Here is a 23,363-nt window from a genome sequence, read left to right on the forward strand (position 1 = left end):
GTATCCTGCCCCGTTAGTGGAACAAAAAAAGGAGTTGCCACAGCAACTCCCTGTTCAATCCTTATCACCCGTTCATTAAGAACTCTTTTCTTTACTATTCAAATGCAAGTAAATCTGAGATAAATCCATTAATATTTCCTTTTAACACTACCCCGTGTCCCGTACATAAATATTCAACATCAAATTTATTAATAGCCCTTAAACCTTCGATAAATAAATTAAAATTGTGTTTTTTTCTCATATCCTCGTTTTGGGACCAATCAGACACAAATTGTTTAAACTTTTCTCTTTCCAATTTACCTGTATCTACAACATTATTCCCCTTCAATGGTTCTCCAAAGAAACAGATATGGTCTCCACAAAATAATACTTTGCTTTTACGATGATATAGTAAGACAGAACCTTTTGTATGATATCCAAGTAGCACACATTCTAAATTGCTTACGGTTGAACCGTTATCTGGGAGATTCATTTTTAATTGGTTTCTAAGATTTTCTGGAATTAATTCTAAATCTTTATTATGAATAAAACCTTCTATTTCTCCTAAAAAGTGAGCTCCCCCGATATGGTCTTTATGACCGTGTGTGGCAATAAAGTGAGTTATATCTTTATTGGAAATCCCTTTACTGTTTAGGGCAGAATACAGGAAGCCAGAATGTTCTTCCTTCCCTGAATCAATAAGTATATAATGATTGTTTTCGAGCAACAAGTAGCAATTATTATATGAGTTCCAGGATTTATCCCACAATAAAAAAGCGTACACATCTTTCGCTATTTCTTCGAGATATGTTTTCATTCTATCCCCCCAATACTCTACAATTATTAAGTACTATTCGTTCAATTTTTGGAAAATACCTTCCTCTACTAACATGACCCGTTAGCTCAACAAAAAAAGACCGCCGCAGCGATCAATCACTTTTTTACTAACGCCCCCGTTACTTTAAGTACATTTCTTCACAATATTGCTTTAATATAAAAGTTTTATGAAATACTAACTCTTTAGAATGTAAGCAATAAGGTCTAATATCGTTCCTAAACCAACTAAAGATGTCCAAAAAACATTTAGTTTTAACAAACGTTTTTCTTCTTTATCTAATAAATTATCATCAGTTCTTTTGTATTATTATCTTACCTTTTAATTTCTTTAAGACTTTTATTGAGTTCAACAACCCAAGAAGTTCCAGTATAGTCCCAATTACAAATAGCCAAAAACTAATACTCATATTCCGCCCCTAACAATAATATGGTGGGATTTCTCTTTAAAAAGGTTTTAATTCCAACGTCTGCAATAGCTTTATTAATGATGTTCCATAATGGAGTATTTTCAAATTGTTATTTGGATGAGACATTTTATGTACCTCCTTCACTCAAGCACCCTTTAGCGTAAGTGAGTAAATGCATAAACACTAAAATAAAAACAAATAAAGGCAAATATAAATAAAAATGTTTTGCTAACCTGATATGGCAACAGTCTTAATAAGATGACAACGGATAAAGCGATGATGGTACCGATGATTGAATCGGCTCCAGAACCATCTAAACCCTCGTTTTCGTGTCTTTTTTTATTATAGGCAAATCCACCATATAACGCCAAAAAACCAATTAAAACAGACATTGACCCCAATAAAGCCATTATCTCACCCCATTAATTTAGCGAAGTCTTATTCAAGTATCCTGCTCCGTTAGCTCAATAACAAAAGGCTGCCGTTTGTGCAGTCAGTTCTTTAAGGAACAACCGTTAGTTGAGTTAGGATTTTCACTTACTGTCTTTCAAAAAATTAGAAATTAGAGATATTACTAAACCTAAAAATGAAACGCCTAATCCAAATGTAGTTGCCGAACCACTGGATGTTAGTATAAGTGCTATACCAAAAAGAGATATTGAAATACCTAAAAGTGATAAACGCATTTTATCTTCACCCCACCTTAATGTAATAATTCTACACAAAGTCTAAATATCCCTGTTAAACTATTCTGCCATTTAGTTGAAGAAGAAAAAGATGGAATCTCCGTGGAATCCCATCTTGTAAAGCACCCGTTAGTGAAGTAAGGAAGTAAGGGCAGTCTGACTTTAACTGTTCCAACGTAAGATAAATTTCCACCAAACAAAATCAAAAATTATAAGGATGCCTATCCCAAACAAAATGTAAGCGGAAATTTTGTGTTTTTTCATATATTCTTCAACCCCACCCACAATGGCACCACAAAAAAAGAAAAGATAGCCCAATCTGGTAAGCCATATCGTAAACGAAGTTTCAGGTGGGACTAAGAATGAGCGGATACTGAACATAACAACACCTATTATCATCAACAAATACCACAAACGCTGCTTGAGGTGATTCAATTTATTCACCCTCACTTACAGTTTTATTAGAATAAATTTATAATTTCTTAACAAATAACTGTTTTCTTTACTATCATCTTGAGTATCCTACTAGATTCTTCATTATTTGCATACGGTGAATTAATTCCTTTATTTCATACTCCTTATTCAAGCATGCTGCCCCGTTACTTATAGGAAATTATTTCACAATGTTTCCTAAATATAAAAGGAGGTTGACCTAATCTAAACTACTTTTCAAACCTTCTAATATTAGCATTCCAACTGTTATTTCCGACCCATACTCCCAATGGAATATAGACTATTAGGGCAAATAGATAGATAAAAATAACTTGAGGAATATTGGATAATGTTGTTCTATTAAACACAAACATATCAAATGTAACAATTAACAATATAAAAACTTCATAAATAAATATTGATTTTAAAACATAACCTTTTTTACCTTTGGATTTTATCCTATTCCATTTTTCTTTTTTATTATCAAAACTACTCATTTGAATCGAAGCCTCCATTTGTTTTCAATCATCTTTCATTGTAATCGCTTAAAATGGCTCAATGATACTGGAAATTAAAGGGGTTTTTTCGAAGACAAAAAGGAACCCTTCGGGTTCCCATAGCGGATTGCTCTATTCAATTAACGCACCCGATAGTTTAAGTACAATGCTTCACATACTTACCTTATTGCTATGTAGAAAGGGTCTATTTGGTAGGAGTCCATAGTGGAATATTATTTGCCAATTGCCGTTTCTTTTTTCAAATAGAACTTCGCAAAGTATATTTATTTCTGTTTTCTCATCGTTTTACATTTAACACAATTACCACACTTGAAGCTGTTCTGAAATTCCATCTTTGTCCTATGCTATAAATATATATTCCTTCCTCACCTGGCGATGTAAAGCTAAAGTCTGGTAATTCTTCTTCTTTCTCCAACTTATTATTCGCCCACTGTTTCAGAACCATTTTGGGAACTTCGTCATAATTTAACTCAATTATTGTATTAGGTTTAATAGTATATGGTTCCACATCTTTATAAACTGATGGAGGTTCATTATTATCTACCCCCGACTGATTAGCAACATAACCTAATTTATTAGTATATTTATCATGCTTTTATTAGTCACTTGCTCATACTGTATTTTTTATTCTACGTCGACTAAGAAAATTTTCTCTTTAAGGGGTAGAGTGAGCAAAGCTACGATATACCTCAAAGTAGATTCCATTCCAAGAAATGTATTAAACAAGACCTCACTGGAGTTCAACGGGTTTTTAGCTGCTTTGGTTCACTTTTTTCGATATAAGGTCATTCGCGAAATACTCACTTTAGAGATCGTAGCTTCTTGATTAATGTCCACACTAGTCTATCACTGCAATCCTGCGAAAATAACAGCTATAAAAAATATGATTTGTAAAATCGTTCGGGGGAAAAGAGGTGTACTTGGTCTTCCACCAATGGTGATTCCTTTTCGTGCAGCTCGAATGTTAGCTGGGAACATAACAATAAGTAAGAATGCTAAAATGACTGAAGCAATACTTGAAGTAATAGGAATCAACAGGCCTATGGCGCAAGCGATTTCGATTATTCCAGTAATGGTCACGATGAGACCTGGTTTTGGCAGAACTGGAGGTACCATTTTGATAAGATCTGGACGTCTCTTTCCCCAATGAGCAGTTGCCGTAAATAAAAACATCAGAGCAACAGCGATTCGTAAAGAAGTTTCCCAACCATCAAAATATGACAGTCCGAAAAAACCGATCAAGTAAAATATCAAGAATGATCCAATCAATAGGATAAATGGAGCCATTTTTTCCCCCCTTCTTATTTAAAACCATTGGTAAGCATTAAATACAAAATAACGACAGGTAATAAATATTCTCGGAAGTTGTACTTTGTCATATTTTATTTTTTAAATTTCTTAGATTTTCTATATCTCCATTTACTATTACATCTATATGAGCAGAAATAATATCAATATTTAAATCCCACCATTTAATTTCTAGCAATTCGTTAATAATTTCTTCTGAGAAACGATTTTTAAGTTTCTTTGCAGGATTTCCCCCAACGATAGTGTAAGGTTCCACATCCTGTGTAATAACCGATTTGGCTGCTACAATTGCACCGTTCCCTATTTTTATTCCAGGCATAATGACAGTATCCATTCCAATCCAAACATCATTTCCAATTATGGTATCACCTTTAAACGGCAACTGATCTAACGTTGGCGTATATTTCTCCCAACCGTGTCCGAAAATATTGAACGGGTAGGTTGAAAAACCATCCATTCTATGATTAGCTCCATTCATAATAAACGTTACACCGGGGGCTATGGCACAAAATTTCCCTATAATAAGTTTGTCACCGAAGAATTCGTAGTGGTATAGCACTTGATCTTCAAAGGATTCACCATTTCTTGCGTCGTAATATGAGTATTCACCCACATTAATGTTTGGTCTAGTAATTGTATTTTTAATAAATTGCACAACTTGATTTCCTTTAATGGGATACATATCTGTAGGATTTGGCCCATGTTGCTTATTTGATTCCATAGGATCTACTTCCTTTCAGGATTTTTATAATAAACTTAGCCGACCTATCTTATTGCATTCCTCAGCGAACCAAATGGCCCCATCGGGTCCTAATACAATTCCATGTGGCTCCGCATTTTGTGTAGGGATTGAATATTCTGTAAATTCTCCTTTCGTTGTAATTCGACCAATTTGATTACTTCCCCATTCGCTGAACCATAAAGCACGATCAGGGCCTTCTACTATTGCGTGTGGGCGAGCATTTGCAGTAGGGATTGAATATTCACTTATTGTTCCAGAGGGAGTAATTCTGCCGATTTTATTTCCATTAATTTCTACGAACCAGAGGGCGTTGTCAGGTCCACATGTAATACCTACAGGACAAGCATTCTTTGTGGGTAAAAGGTAATTCGATACTTCTCCAAGAATAGTAATCCGCCCAATTTGATTACTCTGATTTTCAGTAAACCAAATCGCATCATCCGGTCCAGCAACAATAAAAGAGGGGGAGGAACCAGGATTCGGTAAATCATACTCAATCATTTCACCTGACGGTAAAATTCGTCCTATTCTATTTCCGTTCATTTCCGTAAACCAAATGTCTCCATTGTGTCCCTCAGTTATTCCAAAAGGTGCTGAATCTGGATACGGTAGAACATATTCGATGATTTCACCTGTTACTGTCAGTTTTCCAATTTTATTAGCCTTATTTTCCGTAAACCATACATCACCCTGAGTTGTGGAGACTATAGACAGAACACCGGCATTGGATGTAGGAACAACGAAATGAGTGAATTCGCCGTTAACAGTCATTCGCCCAATTTGATTGGCTTTATGTTGTGTAAACCATAGCGCACCATCTTTTCCTGTGGTTATTCCATAAGGGCCAGAATCTATGTCAAGAAGTTCGTATTCTTCAATTTTTAACATTCGTGTAGTTCCTCCTTTTCTTAATAAAAAATCTTTTAGTAATTCGTTAGAGAATAATTGGATTGCTGTTAAAGAAGCTTTTTAAAAGGTGGGCAAAGTTAGTTTCCATAAACACATATGCTATCGGTATTAGAATTATCTCGAAAATTTTTATGAAACCATTTCTATTTGAATTCTAGAGTAGAAAACATTCATTATATAGGCCGGTTAACTAATTAGCCATGTGGTCTATTTGATCATGACAAGTTGTCTTCTAATTGAATAATTTTTTTAATAATTTCTTCTCAATTAATTTCTTCTAAAGGAAAGCGCACGATTGCTGAAGATTAAGATATGATCGTGATTGCTGCCTTTATCTTGTTGAACTAATGCACCCGTTAGTTTAAGTACATTATTTCACAAACTTTTCTTTGAAGTTAAATGAGATACTATCTAAGACAAATCGATAAATTCTAGTTCCATTTCTGCTTCTGCTTTCGAACGATAAACGGTAACTTTATCATAGGGTTTCAAGTTGTCATACCATGATTCTATATTACTCAGAAAATCTTCTCCGTTTTCAGAAATTATCATGCACTCTAAATTCTTATTGATATAACAGATTGGTGCGACACTTTCTAGGTCACATTGTTGTCCAACGGTTCCGATAAATCCACCTTTACTATCTTTTGCCATAATATCCACATGTGGTACCGTATAAAATTCTAAATGTGGAATATAATCGTCAAATATAAATTGAATATCATAATCGTTAGCATATTTTTGATACTCCTCATTTCTATCATAAACACTCATAGAAAAAATTGTTGTACCTGCTGATATAAACTCAGTATCTTTTAAAAATACATTTATGGCTCCAGTTAATTCTGTTCTATCTAGATAAACTTTTCGCATCTTTAACCTCCGTCAAATCTGTATTTATGCAGATATCCATATTGCTTTAATGTCGCATTTTTCTACTAATGTGTATGTCCTTGATATTTTACATAACTTTTTTATTAGTACTTTAATACGTCTAATCTAATTTTACAGTAAATGCCCATTCCTTTTGTGATTTCTTATTGAACAAGCCTGTCCCTTTAGTACAATAAGTTCAACAAAAAAGGCGTTAACCCTTCTTAGATTAACGCTACCCTTTAGTTGAACAAGAAACGAATAAGATCACCCGTAAATATCAAGTCCAACTACACTCATATCCTTATGATCAACAACTAAAACAATTTGTTTTGCAAATGTACTAAAAGTACGAATCGTCACTGAATCTTTCAATTTATCATCTAATTTCCATCCTGTTGGTTGAAGCATTATTGAACCTCTTTCAGTAAAGAAAGAACTCATAAAAAATCCTCGTATCTTCTCTGTCTCTTCAATATGTAGTGATTCAATCATTTCTTGATTTACCAAATAATATTTCAATTCTCTTGGTCCAGTTGCCAAATTAAGATTTTTTGTACGATATAAATCTGGAAAAACTGGATATATATCATTTGAAAGTAAGTCCTGTACAATCCTTTTAGACTCCTTTTTAAGACCCCTAACGTTTATTTCTTTTAGCTTCCCATCAATGAATATTTGTTTTATATCTAAATAATGAGGAACTACTTCATTCAATATAGTTTCTAATGCATAATCATTAGGGGTTGGCAATGATGTAACGAAATCAATACCTAAAATAACATCAATTGAGGCAAAAAACTGGCAAACAGGACTCATTTCATTTATTTCAACCGATGAAATCATTCTCTTGATACTATATTCACCATTGTCGAAATTAAATCTGAATGGTGATTCATCAATTTCAGTAATCCACTTTAACATCGTGACCCCTCAATTCATAGTTATTTTATATCCATTATATACCAATACATAGGTTGTTTCCTTCCTCCACTAAACTGCCCCTTTAGCTTAATAAGTCTATATTTCGATAATCTAGGCAATAATTCCTCTTAAATGAGAAGTTTAAATGGGAGGGATTGGGTTGTGAATATCAAAAGCGTGGGAAGCATATGCAGCCGACAAACGAATTGAGGGCTTTTCACCGTATACAATAAAAGCCTATGGCATTCAGGCAAAGTTGCTTGTTCTATATTTCAAGGATGCAGAAATTGCTACTCTTAACACAGAAAGTTTGAAGGAATACCTAAATAATTCAGCGGCAGCCCTAAAGCCATCCAGTATGGCACATAGGATACGGTTTATGAAATCATTATTCCGTTGGTGCCACGAAGAAGGTCATATACACCATAACCCTGCATCAAAGTTAAAGGAACCCAAGGTCGGAAAACGCATACCGAAGTTCTTAACTGAAAGAGAAATCGAACTTCTGCGTGAAGCGTGTATTAGCCCGATGGAAAAAGCCTTGTTTGAATTTATGTTTTCGACAGGATGCAGAATTGGGGAAATAGTTTCACTTGAACGTAATTGCATTAATTGGTCCAATCGCTCAGCAATTGTAAAGGGAAAAGGAGACAAGGAACGTGAGGTCTATTTTAATATAAGAGCCGAAATCTGGCTTAAGCGATACATCAATGATCGCCAGGATACGGATCCTGCCATATTTGTGACAGAACGGCTGCCACATAGGATGAGCATTGCCCAAATGAGATATGTCATAAAACGAATCTCAGCTCGTGCGGCCATAAATAAGGAAATTTATCCTCATCAACTCAGACACAGCTATGCAACCCATTTGTTGAATAACGGAGCCCCTGTTGAAGTCATACAAAGTCTTTTGGGCCACGAGAAGAGTGAGACTACTAGAATATATGCCCAGCTAAGCGGAAGGGTAAGGCAAGAATTTTATCAAAAGTATTTCTAGAGAAAGAAGCGACGCTGTTGGTGTCGCTTATGTATTCTTGCACCCGTTTCTTTAAGTAAAATTCTTCACAAACATTTTTACAAAAGTAAAAGAAGAATTATCAAAAAGAGAAGCCCGTATTTCTATTTCGAGCTTCCCTCACCGTATCCAATAAAACATTTAACAAAATTTAATACCGTAACTACGCATTGCCTCTAAGCTACCTTCATAAGTAAAAATTCCATTTTCGATTAACTTTCTAACCCTATATTCTATAAAGCTGTCACCGATATATTGAAAAATATGTCCATATACTTCACCGACTAATCTTGCACATTTTATATATCCCTTTTTCTTCCCAATCAGCTTCTTGGCTTTTTCAATTATAAAATCATCGTAATAGTCTTCAGAAACTATCTTTATTTCACCGTTTTCCCATATTCTTAACGTTGCAGAATTTCCAGAAAGTTTTAACCATTGTATTTCAACCTGTTTACGCTCTGTGTCAGATAAATTTTTTTGATTTTCTTGAGTATATTTGTAAATGGATTGTAATTCTTCAGTAAGTATTTCTCCTGAAAAAAATGGGATGTACTTTTTAGATTTTCTCTTAAATAATTCACTATACAATTGCCCAGTATTAACGATAAAGATATTATTTTTTCTTTCCCTTAACAAGTACATTGTAAAAAGAAGTCCTGTTTGTTCATTAGCATTGCCTGAAACCCATATGTAAATTGGTATGTTTTCTGGAATAGAAACTAATCGATCAATTGTTCTTTGAAGTTTTTCAGAAAATTTTTCTGTTTCTTCTAAGTTGTTTTTAATCCATTCAAATCTTTCTCTTTGACCTTTTTCTGTTTCCAAATTACCTATTGGGGCAACAGCAAAATTATCTTCGAAAGTAACAATAAATTCTTCTTCGTGTAGGTTTATTTCTTTTAATGTATGTCTTAAATATGGGTATCCAAAATTGATGTGAACTTTTTTGTAATCGCCTTTATCGAATATATTTTCATTAGGGTCTTGTGGGTATAGAATGTGGTTATAAAATTCTTTAAGATCTTTTGAAAACTCAACTAAAGAAGATTCACTTTCCTCCAACATTCCTATCCTAAAAAGAATAAGTTGCAAGTATGACCTTACTTCCCGTTCTGGTAAGTCTTTAACAATGCTTTTAATCTCAAAAATATCCACATAAAAAACTCCTTATCTTATTGAGCTGTTCATATGTTCAGTATATCAAAGCTCTAAATATAAATTCTAAATCCTATAAATCATATTTAACTCCTTATCCGTTAATTGGATTAAGTTTCTTGTTCCACTAACCTGCCCGTTTGTCCAATAAGCAATTTAACAAAAAAGGCGGTTAATCCTTCTAGTTCAACGCACCTGTTGAACAACACTTTCAAATTTATTTAAGAATTTTGCTTAATCGCTTCTTCCACATAAGTGAGCAAATTGCTATATCGGCAGTTCCCTTTTAATAGCTGCGATACTACATTTAAAGGTAATATCACTTTATCCTTCCTTTTAGAATAAAGTACACTCTGTGTTTTATTAACACTATGCAATTCATTAAGATAGGGAGAAAAGTTTTGTACGGAATCAGATTCATACCAGTAAAAGTCTTGTTTGACATTATTTTTAATAACCTCACCTACATATGCACCTAAACGAACCACTAAATTATCAAAATGCTTATTTAAGAGTTCAATGCCAAACTCAGTATTCAATAATCTTTCGGTATACATATCAATATAACGAACGCTTTCAATAGTAAAATCTAAATTTCTTCTAGTAAGGTTCTCTTTATCCCAGGAATCATTTGAATTATCCTGATACATCAATTTGGAAATGCCTTTTAAATCATCTTTTTTTAATTTTGCTCTATTTAAGAAACCAAACATTTAATGGGATTTCTCCTTTTACAATTGTCTACTAACAGCTATGCTAATTATAACTCTTATTAAGCTCCTGCTTAGTTACTTCAAAAAGAAAAGCCGCCAAAATGGCAACTGAATCTTTAACTCTTGCACCCCATTAGTTGAAGAAAAGTTATTTTTCATTCGTTATAAAAAGAGTCCCATATCATTTCCATCCGTTTATATCGAAGTCTTAAGTAGCCCCAGGAATCTTCACCAAAATTCCAAGCAAAGCCCTCAAAAGTTTGTTCGATAAATGATTCATTTTTAACTTTTATATCTTCAGTAACAATTGTAAAGTCATTAATTAACTGTAATAATGGAATTTCCACAAAAGTACAATCTTTATCAAGGTCTATGGTTTGTTTTTTTACGTGTGAACAGTCATAATAACCTGATTCCAATACTTCAAAGTCATAAAATACTAATACTACTTCGTTTGTATCACGTTCATTATCAAATGGATTTAGTGGGTGTTCTTTTACTATTTCAAGACATTCAAGTGTTAAAAATAAATTGTTGTTTTCTACTCTAACTGCTTCAATATAAACGGACTGCCAATTTAAATATTCAAAGCAATTTTCTGATATATATTTTGCCACTTTTTTCAGTCCTTTTGTTTTTATAATATCACCTTATTTAATTAACCTGCCCCGTTACTTCAATAAGAAAAGCCGTCTAAATGGCAGCTCGATCTTCAACTATTCCCCCTGTTTGTTGAATAAGCTTTGTTAAAACAACCCAGTATTTTTAAAGCAAAAGTTAATCTTCAAACTTTTCCAAAATTGCATTTAACCTTTTTTCGATTTCCTCAAGTTTTAATTCTTTTGCTTGTTTTTTTAATACTGAAAGTTCTTCCCACAACGTATATATTTTTTTCCGAAATTGTGCTACACCCTTCGCGTAATCAATCCATATCCAAGTAATGATGAAAACAAAAACAACAGATAAAAGCATTAAAAGGAATGGATGTTGAGTTTTCTTTCCAAATAGCATTAGGAAAAAATTTAAGGGAGGTCCTAATAAACTAAGTGTAATAAAAATGGTAAAACTCAGATTTGGCTTTAAAATTTTCATCAAAGCACTAATCGTTTGGATATATTCTTTTTTTGTAGACAACAACTAATACCCTCTCTCAAAACTGCGTAATCATAACTCTATAGTAAAACAGATGAAGGGCAGCCGTAGCCGCCCTTTGTTAAACTCAAGCACCCGTTCAACAACGTCTATTCATTTTTCTTTTGACTTTATATTCTCTGATTTTTGAACTAATCTTAAAGAAACGATTTATCATTAATAACCACACAATAATACTGATAGTGTTACGAAAATCTCTATGGATGTTAAACAAGAAACCAATTAAATAATAAATACAGTAAAAAGTTAAAATAATTAATAAATAATCAAATATTGCTAATTTCATTTCTTTAGATGTAACAACATAAATAACTGCCATTATTATTAAAAAAACCAAAATCAATCAAATCCATAATGTGTGTTTCACATCCAGTTTTTAAACTTTGTTTTCTAATCAATAATAATTGTTATTTTTAAGTATTACATCAGGTAATTTTAGCCTGCATCCCTTCTTCAACTAACCTGCCCCGTTACTTCAATAAGAAAAAGCGATCCTTCGTTATTGAAGAATCGCACCCATTTATTCAAGAAGGTGGTTACTGATTTCCTGACATAACATCGAATGAGGCTTCTTCATCATTACTAATAGGCTTAATAATCTCATATTTCTTGTCTAAATTAACCTTATATAAAAGTTCATTGTTTAATGATTGATTTGAATAATCAGCAGTTTCAGCAGTATTGTATAAAATGCTTAATGTCTCACCGTTTTTTTCAACATTAAAATCAGTAAAATGTATTGCTTTTTCACCTTGTTTTACATTTGAACCATTCAAATATACATAAACAGCTTTTTGTTTTTCGAAGTAAAGATGTACTCCATTTTCATCCTTTACATTATCAATAAACGATTTAATATCTTTACTAACCCTCCCATCACTTACTTCTGAAAAAGATAGTTTTGAACTACAACCAGATAGCAAAGAGATAATTACAAGTAAGGATAGTAGCTTTTTCATTTTACAACACCCCCATTTTTTGACTATTCATTTTATTCTAACACAAAAGTCCCTATAAAATATCCTTCTTGTTGAACTAAACTGCCCGTTAGTGAAAAACGTTCCTGTATATAACAGAAACGCACTTCATTAGTTGATTTTCAATCTTAACGAATTATCTCGTAAGGTTGGAAAAAAATATCATTAAAAAGAATGACTAAAATGATTATTAATAAAAGAATAGTTACAATCAATAAACTTTCTTTATTTTTATTTTTTTCGTGCACTCTTTTTTGTTTTATTTTTTGCTTATAATTTTCTTGAACTTGTTTCCTTTTAGCATTCATTCTCATAAGAATCACCTTTTTGATTTATGTAATTAACCTTCAAAAGATGGTCCCTGCCTCTACTAACGCACCCTTTTAGCTTAAGAAGAAAAAAATAAACACTCCACTCGACATAATGTCTGCCTAATTAACGACCTTCACTCCGACAACATTGTCGAACGCCACTTTCTCGAATTTGCCAGGCTCTACTTCAATCCGCAGTTCATTTGTAATAGGATCGACGTAATGAACACAACCAGTTATATCCCAAGTAAATCCGTCATCCCATATCTTCAGCGATACAGCATGACCGTATTCCATTGAGTAAATTATGCGAAGGTCAAACTCTTCTGCCTCATTTTCATCAATTATCGGTTTACTTATCCGCTCAGTACACCGCCAAAAGTTACGTTGTTTTTTTGCCAATTCAGGCAATTGAAATGCAGCCTGCCATTTAACCATCCCACGATCACGTATTGCCATATAATAGCCTCCTTTGTTTATATTATATACGAACTAACGTTCTATATGCGAATAAAAATTAAAGACCACTTTTACAGTAGTCCTTGGCTTATTATTCGATTAAAGCTACCCTATAGATTAAGTACATACCTTCACAATTTTTATTAATAAAGTATGTTAATTCCTATTCCGAATTTATTGACCGACTGACTAACTTTCGGAGTGGAAAGTAGTAGACTGTACCTTCTCACCAATATTCTGGTTACTTTGCCTCCACAAGCCTACCGCTATCCATAAACAACCTATGGCGACCAGAATTCCGTGGGTAATTCGCAGCGGCTGCCCACCGAAAAATTGCGGAATATATAATCCCATTCCTAAAGCGAAAGGAACACCACTCCATTTTGGGTACCTGCCAGACCTCCAAATTACGATAGCAAGTATAATCGCTGCAATGGCAAGTAGTAGTAGTCCTACAAGGAACATAACGAGACCCGCGCCAGAACGGACGACAGTTGCTAAACTAATAAGGGTGGACGCTTGTAGCCTTATCGCCTCTTGCCCTATAGCGTGTAGACCGAACGTTTCCCCTCCGTAAAACGGCAAGGTTAAACCTGTTCCTATCAAACACAGCACGACCGCCCAATACGCAAGTGAGTTTACGGCCGTCCCTTGTAAAGAGTTATGAAGCCCAAGTAAACCTAGTGGTAGTAGTGTAAAAGCGACAATGGCTAGTATATGTGCCACTAGCCAATCGGTGGAGGCGAAAGCTGTGGCACCTTGCAAGGATGTTTCATCTGAAAAAGGTCGTATCGTTGGATAAAGTACAAACAAGATTCCAGAAATCACGAGAGATGAAGCACCAAGGCGCATTCGTAACAATTTGGGTACTGGCATAGGATCTTCCTCCTTCGTTTGGATGTTCGATATAAATATGCATTAAAGAAAAGTAAGGTTAACTAATTACAAAGTTGATAATATATCCTGATTTTATATTAATTCAACTATTCAGATAATTGTGTGGTTTTATGTAAAAATTAAATTAAGTTTTTCTCTCATTGGATTAATTCGGAGTCAACCATTGCTTTTGTTAACTGATTCACCTTCTGTCATCTTTTAGGTGAAGAACAAAAGGAATTGCTGCGGTCGCCTTAGCAATCCCGTTTTTTAACCATCAAGGTTAGACGGTTTCTCGCGGAAAAAAATATCTAAAAGGTAGCATCAATCCCAGGAGAGATATAACAATGAAAAAAACTTGATGGATATGATCATTCCCTGGCGGCAGTCCGCCAACCAAGTGCAAAGTCCAAAAGGTGGGATAATACCAGAGTGTAAGCCACGCCAATCTTTCTTTTCTTCTATACGACGTAAGAGTTATCACTATACCGAAAAACCCCATTCCTGTCGTTGCAACACCAAGAGCTCGAAGCAATCCTAAATCATATGGACCTGCAATCCTTGGATACGTGACAACTAATATTCCAAAGATCAAGATCCCAATTCCATTAAATAGAAGAAACATCCAGCTGATTCTTAGAAGAACAGTCTGCTCTTTAAATTTTGCCAAATCCGAACACCCTTTGCCCGTTTTTAGTTCAATAATTTTTAACATAGTCGGTTTATTAGAGTCTACTATGTCTAATTAACTTTTATAACCTGGGACATTTGCTCAATAAGAAAAATGACTGCCGTAACAATTTTGCTCTATAACATAAGCACCCATTAGTTGAACAAGAAAAAATGACTGCCGATAAGACAAGTATATCTTGAACCAACATAGTGAGTAAAACTACTTCAACTGGGTAGTATATGTTTGGGATGGTGTGCTTTCATCATCAGCATATTCCCCATTAATAAACAAGGAAGTGAATAGATGAATCAGAGTAACGAACGCTGTTATTGCAGTTATATTCTTCAATAAAATCACCATCGACACTATGGGAAACATTAATTTTTTCTCCATCAAACGTTAATGTCCTGACTCCCCGTTGCCCTTCAATCCCATATTGCACATAGTTAATTTTAGTTTTATTATGATCGTTTACATTTTCAACAAATCTATTTAATCCTTCTAAATTTTGAATGTCATTGTGTTTGTTTATTACTTCTTCAATATTATAATTTTTTGATTCGCAACCTATTACAATAAATAGAAACATTAAGCCAATAAAAACACGCCACATTTTTATTTTCCTCCCCCCACCTAATTTAGACAATTTTCCCCCTCAAAAGTTCCAAAAACCTTGTTAAACTAAACTGCCCCGTTAATCGAATAAGAAAAGGCTGCCGCAGCAGCCAATCTTATTTAATTCAAGCACCCGTTTGTTTAAGTGTAATATTTCACAACTATTATTTTCTTAAAGAACATTCATTTTCATCCTTATCCATTACCTCTATTATTTTATCCAATTTCTTTTCAAGTTGTACTAACCTGCCCCGTTAGTACAATTACTTTAACAAAAATAAATGATAATCCTTCTTGGCTCATCGCACCTATTAGTGTAATAAGGTTTAAACTTCTTCCTGATATATCTCTGATTTTATCGGCTTTAGATTCAATGGTATTTTAAACTCCTGAAGGTTAATAAACAAAAATGCTGCAATTAGCAGCCGAATCTTCAATTAATGCACCCTAATTGAAGAAGATTATCATCATTTATGCAAAACTATTTCTAATGAATTGAACTTAATGGAGTATGTTTTTCCCATTTCCCTTGTAAATTTCCCCAATAATCTCCAGTTTGTTTATCAAAAATCATATCGTAATCATCCGACGTTTTGATATATTCATAACGATTTTGTTCTTGTTGTATCTTTACGACATCATCTTTTTTGAATTTTAAAGATTGTGAAATAAACCAAGAACCTAGAACTATACATAGCCCCAAAAAAATAATAGAAAAAGCCATTAGGTTTTTATTCATAACTACCCCTATATTTTCCCTTTTTAAAGTCATATTCCACAACATTAATCATTATTCCTTCTTCAACTAAACTGCCCTTTAGTTGAAGAAGAAAAAGATGGTATCTCTATGGAATCCCATCTTTAAGTAAAGCCCCCGTTCCATATAGAGATTACATTATTTATTTCCCTTTAAAAAACCAAAAACTAAAAGTAATAACCCGATTAGGAAAAAAAACCAAACAAAAAAGTTATCAAAAAAACCAGGATAATATTGATTTCCCACTGAAGAGCCGCTATAAGAAGCAAATCCAGCATCAGTAATACCTACTGCCAGCCTTTCTGCAATTCTTTCAGCAGTAAAGAATAATCCACTAAGTGAAATAAATATTGTCCCCATTATCCAATAATTATTTTGCCTCATACAAATCCCCCATTTTTTAAACTTGTATTTCTCGCCATTAAAGTCTTACTTCTCCTAGACTAACCTGCCAGTTAGTTCTATAACTTCAACAAAAAGGGCGTTAATCCTTTCTGGAATAACGCACCCTTAAGTCGAGCATTTTTATCAATTTATTTTTTTAACTTAAAAAGGGGTAGTACCAGCGAAGCTGACACCACCCGCAATGTAGATGTAATTAAATGGGGAATAATTTATTGATGACCTCGTTATATCCCTGCTGGGCATCGGTGATTGCAAGCTTTGAATAGACCTCCAAGGACTTGCGGCCATGCCCCTGCCCGTTTCCACTCCGTCCAACCAACTCCGCATCACGTCATGGTTCTGCCCCAATAAGTTCGATGAAATTCACCGGCCTCTTTTTAAACGAACGACGAACCGCGGGCTCGGTGTCAGTCTTCGATTGCCTGGTAGACCATAGTCCAGAAGTCGTGGATAAGCCGCGCTGAATCCGGAGTGGACGCCCCAACCTGGGTGAGCAGGATTCCGATGAGCTGTTTGTCCGGGTCAGCGTACGTCGCGGTGCCGCTTCCGCCGTCCCAGCCGAACTGGCCGATGGACGCGTAGTCACCACGGTAGGTGCGCACCGCCATCCCGAAGCCCCAGCCGCCGTGCTGCCCTTGGCCGAATGACACATGGACGTTGTTGTGAGCCATGGCGTTTCGGGCGGCTTGTTGCTCGGGCGTGAGGCGGTTGGTGGTCATCAGCTGGACGGCGGGCCGGGATAGGATCCGTTCGCTCCCGTGCATCCCGTTATTCAGCAGCATCTGGAAGTAGGCGTGGTAGTCGTCGACGGTGGAGACCAGTCCGCCGCCGCCGCCCTGGAACGCTGGAGGCTGGCTGTGGCGTCCCCCCTTGGCCTCGTCCCACACTATGAACTCTCCGGTCTGCGGGTCGGGGGCGTAGAGGGTTGGCAGCCGATCAATCTTGTCGGCGGGCACGTGGAAACCGGTGTCCTTCATGCCCAGGGGGTCGAAGATGCGTTCGCGCAGGAACGTCTCAAACGACTGGCCCGTGACCCTGGCGACAAGCACGCCGAGTAGATCGTTGCCGATGTGGTACTGCCATCGCTCTCCGGGATGGTGCATTAGCGGAAGCGCGCCAAGGCGGCGCATCCACTCATCCGGCTCGGGCACCTGCACCGGTAGATTGGGCGTGAGCCCCTGCTCGAAGATCGCGTTCATGATCGGAGTGCCCAGCGAGGTCATATCCATGCCGAGCCCGAAAGTGGAGGTCAGCAGGTCCCGTACGGTGATCGGCCGCCGCGCCGGCACGGTATCGTCCAGCGGGCCGTCGATTCGCTTCAGCACCCGCCGGTCGGCGAGTTCCGGCAGCCACTGCTCTACCAGGTCATCCAGCCGCAGTCTGCACTCGTCGAGCAGGACCATCGCCGCCGCGATCGTAACCGGCTTGGACGTCGAGGCCATCCGGAAGATCGTGTCCCGGCGCATCTGCGCACCACCGTCATGGCACATCGTCCCGATCGCTTCGACGTACTTCTCATCGTACCGGCTGACCAGGGCGACGAGCCCAGGAATCTTCCCGGATTCGACATACCGTGCCAGCACGTCGCGCATTCTGCGCAACCCTGTTTCGGAGAAGCCGCTGTTGCTTTGTCCCGTTGTAATCTTCTTCATTTGGTTTCCCTCTCTTTACTTTTTTATCTGCCCTATGGATATGTCCTGCGCTTAGCATAGAGCTAATTGTTCATCGGACGATTATTCTCGGTTTTATTAAATCAAAGTCACCATTATTCCGTAAGTAAGCTTCTTTGACAACCGTTGTCTTGCCCGCCCTATTGGAGCCGAGCAGGGCGAAAAAACTGACCTTATCCATTTAAGCTCCCACTTTCACATTACCTAATTATGTATATTATGTAAGTGAATACATATTCCTTCTTCAACTATCCTGCCCTTATCTACAGTATGTTTTTTCACCGTATTTATCGTATTTTAAGATACTAAATATGCGAAAATTTATCTTTGTGGAAGCATTATCTACAGTAATTATTTATCGTATTCAACGTACACAAACATAGGACTTTACTTGGAGAAGTGGGTATGATAGGCTCGTTTGCCAGATGAAACAACTGCTTCAGCCTTTCAAGACAAATCGTACCCACAGAGGCTCCAAGTCAAGTCCTTAAACACCTTATCAATGGATACATATAGTCAATGATAAAAGGGCTATTCTATCAACCTTTTTATGAGGGTACTGTAGATAAGGGCAGGTTACTTGAATAAAGAAAAGCGACAATTCCATTTGAAAAGTCGCCCAAGTTCATTATTTTTTTAAAACCTTAGCTAATTTAAATAACGAGAATTCCCAAACCTACTGTAAGAGCTAATATAAAAATAGGCATCAGTATATTTGCTATCATCGAACATCATCCTTCACTGGATATTTGGGTTAATTTTACCACTATTTCCATTGCTTGTGTTCCGAACTTTTATTGAACTATCCTGCCCGATAGTTTAAGTACACCTATTCACAATCTATCCTTGAAATGAAAAAAGAGCGCATTGTTTCAGGATAACGCCCTTTTCTTGAACACTCGATATAAGAAAATATTAGACCAAAGTATAATGATCTTCTGTTTTTGTTCCCGATTAAGGAATAAGACGATCGTATACCTAATATGTTTAGTTAACATAATCGGATGTTAAAGACATATGAAAAAAGATTTTCATTCAAAGAATTGTGTAAGGGTACAGTTATTAAATAAATCATTAATTTAAACAAAATTTAAACTTAAGTTTACCTTATCTTATATTTTCAGCAAACATAATAATGGTGAGGTGAAGAAATTGAAGATTAAACAAATAAAGTGGGCTGGTTATGCTGCGTGTATCTGGTCACTCTTGTATATTCCGATTCACATTTATTGGGCATTGGGAGGAACTGCATTAATGCCTGGGGTTTGGAAAGATGAAGCAAAGTGGGCTGTAGTAAATTGGGGAGCGTCTGTAGTGATGTTAGCTGCGGCAATATTTGGATTATTACTGGTTCATCATTGGGGACAAAAGATCCCGAGATTTTTGATGCTAACTATAGGTTGGGTTGCTTGCCTATTGCCAATCATGCATGCTGTTTATGGATATATTACAAAGGGGCTTTTTCTGGCGGGTGTTAATTCGTTTGGAGTTTTTTGATTTCTCCGCATCGGCAACAGTAGACGTCGATAATATTGTCTTAACAGATCTACTGCTTTTCGAACCTTGGTTTTTAATTGCAGGGGTCTTATTTGGATTAGCTGTATTACATTACCAGAATGGAAGGAAAAAAATAAAAATGAAGCCTCATGAGCAAAGTTGAAGCTCATTTATATTTATGATTAAACTTTTTTGAGCATAAAAGATGTTTTTGGCATATGAAAAGGATCTTCTCATGTTGAAGATCCTTTTATACTAAAGTAAAGCGCCCTATAACGGAAGTTTGTTTCCAATACCTTTTGTTTCGAAAACATCCTTATAGTTTGAGGCGTTTGAAAACTATGAGAATCACTGACATATTCCTAAATTACTTGTACATTTCTTTCTAATTAATATTTCCAAATCAACGGTTATTTGAACTGAATTAGCTTTTAAGAATGGTTTATCTTGCCACTTCGTTGTTGCCCATGGTAATGGAGTCATTTGAATCAACGTATGAATCGATGGTTTGTCAAGTGCCACGGTATAACATAGTCTTGAACGATCTATCAATTGAAAATTCAAATACATTTAGTTTGTGTGACATGGTTTTCACTCCTTTTGCACTCTCTCTACCCTTTAAATGTTTCAAGAGGGATGAAAAGATATGGGGGCAGCAAAAATTTTATTACCATTTATTTTATTATATTCATACATGATTAACATTCGCTTCATGGTTTAGTAACAAATTTGGGCTAAAGTAAAGATAGCGGGGGCAGCACGCGTGGCTGCCACGGTATTTGGCGAAGGTGGAGCCGATACTAATTCATGAAAAGGGATGGTTCGTTTTCAATAATTTTGGTAAAATCATCTAAAACCGCTAAGGAGGATTCCCATGATTACCTATCCTCATTTAAAGAATGGAGCAACAATTGGTGTCACAGCACCTTCATCGGGAGTACCCGTTGAGTTGCAAGACATCGTGAAGCTTGCAAGCACGCGTTTGGAACAAAATGGATTCCGAGTCGTCTGCGGCGATACAGTTTGGACGCAGGAAAAGGCGAAATCCGCTCCCGCTGTTAAACGAGCAGCTGAATTTAATGAAATGATGGCGAACCATGAGGTGGACATCATCATCCCCCCTGGGGCGGCGAGCTATTGATTGAAATTCTTGAACCTATTGATTTTAAAAATATGAAAAACAAATGGGTGCTTGGCTACTCAGATCTCAGCGCCTTGCTGCTGGCGATTACCTTGAGAACAGGCATCGCCACCGCGCATGGAACGAATCTTGTGGATTTAAGAGGAGAATGTTCAGATGAAACGACATCGATGTGGCAGAAGGTTCTATCATGTAAGCCTGGGGAATCGGTGCTGCAAAAGTCTTCTGATTATTATCAGAAGGAATGGCAGCACGACAATCCCTCCCCTTGTGTCTATCATTTAACTGAACGACGCGATGGAAAACAGTCTCCAACCGTAATGTGAAAATCCAGGGACGCTTGCTTGGCAGCTGTATTGATATTATCAGACATCTCATTGGTACGCCGTTTGGGGATGTTCAAAGCTTTAGAAACACCTTTTTGGACGGTGGCCCCATCATCTGGTATCTGGAAAACTGTGAAATGAATACGACTGATCTAAGGCGGTCATTGGTGCAAATGAAGCTGGCAGGCTGGTTTGACCGTTGTTCCGGTTTGATGTTTGGCAGGAGCTCAGCGAATACACCGGTTGACAATTACACGGTTGAGGATGTCTATCACAAGCTTGCCGATGAACTCGGCATTCCGATTATATACGATATCGATTGCGGCCATGTTCCACCGCAAATTACCTTTATTAATGGGGCTTATGCGGAGGTCGAGGCTTCAGAAGGGAAAGGGTCAGCTTTGCAGTATTTCCAGCCCTAATGAATAACTTGAATGATAACGAATCCGATTTTCGTCCTTTATGAGGATAAAATTTCATAGTTTTAGAGTTTTTTCGTCCCCATGGATGCCCCATGAGAACGTTTTTCTGGTTCTTTCTTCGTTTTCGTCCTCATGACATTAGAGGACAGTGAGTCAGTCCGTTGGTACGTCAATGCTTCAACTCACAGTAGGACTGTCCCTAAATTCACACGGGAACGGTTCTTATGTTTACTAATCTAAACACAAGAACCGTTCCCCTGTTTTCTAAATACTCATTAATACACCATTAGGTTTTGGTATTTCTTGATCACAGATCTGATTCATCTTACAAAAATATTCAAAAAATCGTTGTGCTAGCTCGCGTTCTCTTGGGTCACTTCTCAAAGAAACAATATCAAGCAAAATTTGAGCCAGCCATACATTATCAAAATAACGGTATTTACCGGAATTCCACGTCATTTTGTGGGGCGTTCTTTCATTTGTGTAATATTTCCAGAAAAGCATTTTAGCCGATTCCTGCTCTGTCAGTTGGAGTCTGTATTCAGAATGAGCGGGAATATACCCATCTTCACAAAGCTTTCCGATAAAATTTTCATTCACCATATAAACACCTAAGATACGTCTGTCTTTTTCTGGCTTTCCTGAATCTATTGCTGTTAAAAGACAAGCGCTATTTTGGTGAAGGCGGATGGGTTTGTTTGGCTTCCCTTTGTTATTACCACTTTTTATGACGCCGGAAAAAACCTTCCACCCTGAACAAGAAATATCCTGTTCTTCAGGGTCACACCAAAAAGCCATTTGTGATTGAGGATGAAGTTTATGATTTTTCATAAGTTTTTCATGTTCTGAACGAAGCTGCTGTTTTTTATGTTGTAGTTTTTTTTCCTCTTCCTTCCTCCATTCTTCCTCCTTTCGTTCCATTTCTATTTTTTGTATAACCTTTTCCATTGAATCAGCAGCACTCTGATCATGTAATTTTAGGTGTTTTTCAAATACATCGGGGAAAACAAACTTTTTATTTTCCGATGCGAAATGTATTTCAATAATAGAATCATTATGTTTAACTATACTACCCGTGCCAAAACGATTGTGTGTTACCTTCTCATTGATTAAATTCATTTTTCTAGTCCTCCTTGTAGAATAAAAACTCAGTTACTAAAAGATAGCAGCTTGAATATTTTATTAGTCTTTCTTCCGTTTAAAAAAGGATATAAAAAAACGTATCCATAATTCCATCTGCAAAAAAATACAGCAGAATTGAAATACGCTTGGAAAATAATTGTAAGATTATTATAACATTTTTCCAAAAAAGGAGCAAATTTTTATTGACAAAATGTTTTATTATGATGTAAAATAAAATTTTTGTTTCAAAAATTGTACAAGGCAGTTCCTATATTTCCTGGCTGCTACTCTATATATGAAGTTGATAATTACATATATTTTGGATTTAAATTTGAATGGCAGAAGGATAAAATAATAATAAGAAAATTAGGGATTGCTACTTTCCTGTGTTATACTTAGTCTACCATTTGTACTTGTACCGTTTTTATTTTATATTTGTTGTTGCAAAAGCTCTAT

The 23,363-nt window shown here is 36.2% G+C and carries 25 protein-coding genes and 1 pseudogene; 4 read left to right on the forward strand and 22 right to left on the reverse strand.

Going from position 1 to position 23,363, the window contains the following annotated elements; all coding sequences use genetic code 11:
* Positions 1–94: 94 nt before the first annotated feature.
* From A6749_RS26865 to A6749_RS26910, 8 genes are all read right to left on the reverse strand, one after another.
* A complete protein-coding gene (locus tag A6749_RS26865; RefSeq protein WP_066400226.1) occupies positions 95–796 on the reverse strand; it encodes an MBL fold metallo-hydrolase in 702 nt (233 codons plus the stop codon).
* 582 nt (positions 797–1,378) lie between these two features.
* Positions 1,379–1,633 carry a hypothetical protein gene (locus A6749_RS26870; RefSeq protein WP_066400228.1) on the reverse strand — a complete coding sequence of 85 codons (255 nt, stop codon included), beginning with the start codon at positions 1,631–1,633 and terminating at the stop codon, positions 1,379–1,381.
* A 938-nt stretch (positions 1,634–2,571) separates the two neighbouring features.
* Positions 2,572–2,838 (reverse strand): hypothetical protein, encoded by a 267-nt coding sequence (locus A6749_RS26880; protein WP_066400234.1) that lies wholly within the window; start codon positions 2,836–2,838, stop codon positions 2,572–2,574.
* A gap of 867 nt (positions 2,839–3,705) precedes the next feature.
* Positions 3,706–4,146: a DoxX family protein gene (locus A6749_RS26890; RefSeq protein ID WP_066400243.1), complete on the reverse strand. Its 441-nt coding sequence runs from the start codon at positions 4,144–4,146 to the stop codon at positions 3,706–3,708.
* An 88-nt stretch (positions 4,147–4,234) separates the two neighbouring features.
* Positions 4,235–4,888, reverse strand: coding sequence for a Vat family streptogramin A O-acetyltransferase (locus A6749_RS26895; protein ID WP_066400250.1), 654 nt, complete (start codon positions 4,886–4,888; stop codon positions 4,235–4,237).
* Positions 4,889–4,912: 24 nt separating this feature from the next.
* The gene (locus tag A6749_RS26900) at positions 4,913–5,797 is read right to left on the reverse strand and encodes a Vgb family protein (protein ID WP_066400253.1); all 885 of its coding nucleotides are present in this window, start codon (positions 5,795–5,797) and stop codon (positions 4,913–4,915) included.
* A gap of 432 nt (positions 5,798–6,229) precedes the next feature.
* Positions 6,230–6,691, reverse strand: a complete 462-nt coding sequence (locus A6749_RS26905) for a hypothetical protein (protein WP_066400255.1) — start codon at positions 6,689–6,691, stop codon at positions 6,230–6,232.
* A gap of 267 nt (positions 6,692–6,958) precedes the next feature.
* Positions 6,959–7,615, reverse strand: coding sequence for a hypothetical protein (locus tag A6749_RS26910; RefSeq protein ID WP_066400259.1), 657 nt, complete (start codon positions 7,613–7,615; stop codon positions 6,959–6,961).
* Positions 7,616–7,781: 166 nt separating this feature from the next.
* On the opposite strand from A6749_RS26910, the gene A6749_RS26915 reads away from it, so the two are divergent.
* Entirely contained in the window at positions 7,782–8,615 is an 834-nt protein-coding gene (locus A6749_RS26915; protein ID WP_236719821.1) for a tyrosine-type recombinase/integrase, read from the forward strand.
* A gap of 159 nt (positions 8,616–8,774) precedes the next feature.
* Here A6749_RS26915 and A6749_RS26920 read toward each other — a convergent pair whose 3' ends face one another.
* The 13 genes from A6749_RS26920 to A6749_RS29230 all read right to left on the reverse strand — a co-directional run bounded on the left by A6749_RS26920 (position 8,775) and on the right by A6749_RS29230 (position 18,580).
* Positions 8,775–9,791 (reverse strand): DUF1835 domain-containing protein, encoded by a 1,017-nt coding sequence (locus tag A6749_RS26920; protein WP_084798012.1) that lies wholly within the window; start codon positions 9,789–9,791, stop codon positions 8,775–8,777.
* A gap of 221 nt (positions 9,792–10,012) precedes the next feature.
* Entirely contained in the window at positions 10,013–10,504 is a 492-nt protein-coding gene (locus A6749_RS26925) for a hypothetical protein (protein ID WP_066400264.1), read from the reverse strand.
* A gap of 155 nt (positions 10,505–10,659) precedes the next feature.
* Complete coding sequence (locus A6749_RS26930; RefSeq protein ID WP_066400268.1) at positions 10,660–11,121, reverse strand: hypothetical protein; 462 nt, start codon at positions 11,119–11,121, stop codon at positions 10,660–10,662.
* Positions 11,122–11,281: 160 nt separating this feature from the next.
* Positions 11,282–11,638, reverse strand: coding sequence for a hypothetical protein (locus A6749_RS26935; RefSeq protein WP_153043050.1), 357 nt, complete (start codon positions 11,636–11,638; stop codon positions 11,282–11,284).
* A 554-nt stretch (positions 11,639–12,192) separates the two neighbouring features.
* Positions 12,193–12,615, reverse strand: a complete 423-nt coding sequence (locus A6749_RS26940; RefSeq protein WP_066400277.1) for a hypothetical protein — start codon at positions 12,613–12,615, stop codon at positions 12,193–12,195.
* A 449-nt stretch (positions 12,616–13,064) separates the two neighbouring features.
* The gene (locus A6749_RS26950) at positions 13,065–13,403 is read right to left on the reverse strand and encodes a YolD-like family protein (protein ID WP_066400285.1); all 339 of its coding nucleotides are present in this window, start codon (positions 13,401–13,403) and stop codon (positions 13,065–13,067) included.
* A gap of 189 nt (positions 13,404–13,592) precedes the next feature.
* The gene (locus A6749_RS26955) at positions 13,593–14,279 is read right to left on the reverse strand and encodes a hypothetical protein (RefSeq protein WP_066400290.1); all 687 of its coding nucleotides are present in this window, start codon (positions 14,277–14,279) and stop codon (positions 13,593–13,595) included.
* Positions 14,280–14,562: 283 nt separating this feature from the next.
* The gene (locus A6749_RS26960) at positions 14,563–14,949 is read right to left on the reverse strand and encodes a hypothetical protein (protein ID WP_201787882.1); all 387 of its coding nucleotides are present in this window, start codon (positions 14,947–14,949) and stop codon (positions 14,563–14,565) included.
* 283 nt (positions 14,950–15,232) lie between these two features.
* Complete coding sequence (locus A6749_RS26965) at positions 15,233–15,598, reverse strand: DUF4362 domain-containing protein (protein ID WP_153043051.1); 366 nt, start codon at positions 15,596–15,598, stop codon at positions 15,233–15,235.
* A 456-nt stretch (positions 15,599–16,054) separates the two neighbouring features.
* Complete coding sequence (locus A6749_RS26970; protein ID WP_236719746.1) at positions 16,055–16,351, reverse strand: hypothetical protein; 297 nt, start codon at positions 16,349–16,351, stop codon at positions 16,055–16,057.
* Positions 16,352–16,462: 111 nt separating this feature from the next.
* Positions 16,463–16,708 carry a hypothetical protein gene (locus A6749_RS26975; RefSeq protein WP_066400298.1) on the reverse strand — a complete coding sequence of 82 codons (246 nt, stop codon included), beginning with the start codon at positions 16,706–16,708 and terminating at the stop codon, positions 16,463–16,465.
* Between the two features lie 428 nt (positions 16,709–17,136).
* On the reverse strand, positions 17,137–18,381 hold the full coding sequence (locus tag A6749_RS26980) for a serine hydrolase domain-containing protein (RefSeq protein ID WP_066400301.1): 1,245 nt from the start codon (positions 18,379–18,381) through the stop codon (positions 17,137–17,139).
* Positions 18,382–18,451: 70 nt separating this feature from the next.
* On the reverse strand, positions 18,452–18,580 hold the full coding sequence (locus tag A6749_RS29230) for a hypothetical protein (protein ID WP_269085718.1): 129 nt from the start codon (positions 18,578–18,580) through the stop codon (positions 18,452–18,454).
* A gap of 971 nt (positions 18,581–19,551) precedes the next feature.
* Here A6749_RS29230 and A6749_RS29080 point away from each other — a divergent pair.
* The 3 genes and pseudogenes from A6749_RS29080 (at position 19,552) to A6749_RS26990 (ending at position 21,785) form a co-directional block, all read left to right on the forward strand.
* A complete protein-coding gene (locus A6749_RS29080; protein WP_236719747.1) occupies positions 19,552–19,896 on the forward strand; it encodes a DUF3995 domain-containing protein in 345 nt (114 codons plus the stop codon).
* The gene (locus A6749_RS29085) at positions 19,883–20,059 is read left to right on the forward strand and encodes a hypothetical protein (RefSeq protein ID WP_236719748.1); all 177 of its coding nucleotides are present in this window, start codon (positions 19,883–19,885) and stop codon (positions 20,057–20,059) included. The genes A6749_RS29080 and A6749_RS29085 overlap by 14 nt, the downstream gene beginning before the upstream one ends.
* A 711-nt stretch (positions 20,060–20,770) precedes the next feature.
* Positions 20,771–21,785: pseudogene (locus A6749_RS26990) on the forward strand (S66 family peptidase).
* Positions 21,786–22,049: 264 nt separating this feature from the next.
* Here the strand turns inward: A6749_RS26990 and A6749_RS26995 are convergent.
* The gene (locus A6749_RS26995) at positions 22,050–22,904 is read right to left on the reverse strand and encodes a malate synthase (protein WP_066400305.1); all 855 of its coding nucleotides are present in this window, start codon (positions 22,902–22,904) and stop codon (positions 22,050–22,052) included.
* Between the last annotated feature and the right edge of the window lie 459 nt (positions 22,905–23,363).

Source organism: Neobacillus mesonae, assembly GCF_001636315.1.
In the GTDB taxonomy this organism is placed as follows: domain Bacteria; phylum Bacillota; class Bacilli; order Bacillales; family Cytobacillaceae; genus Neobacillus; species Neobacillus mesonae.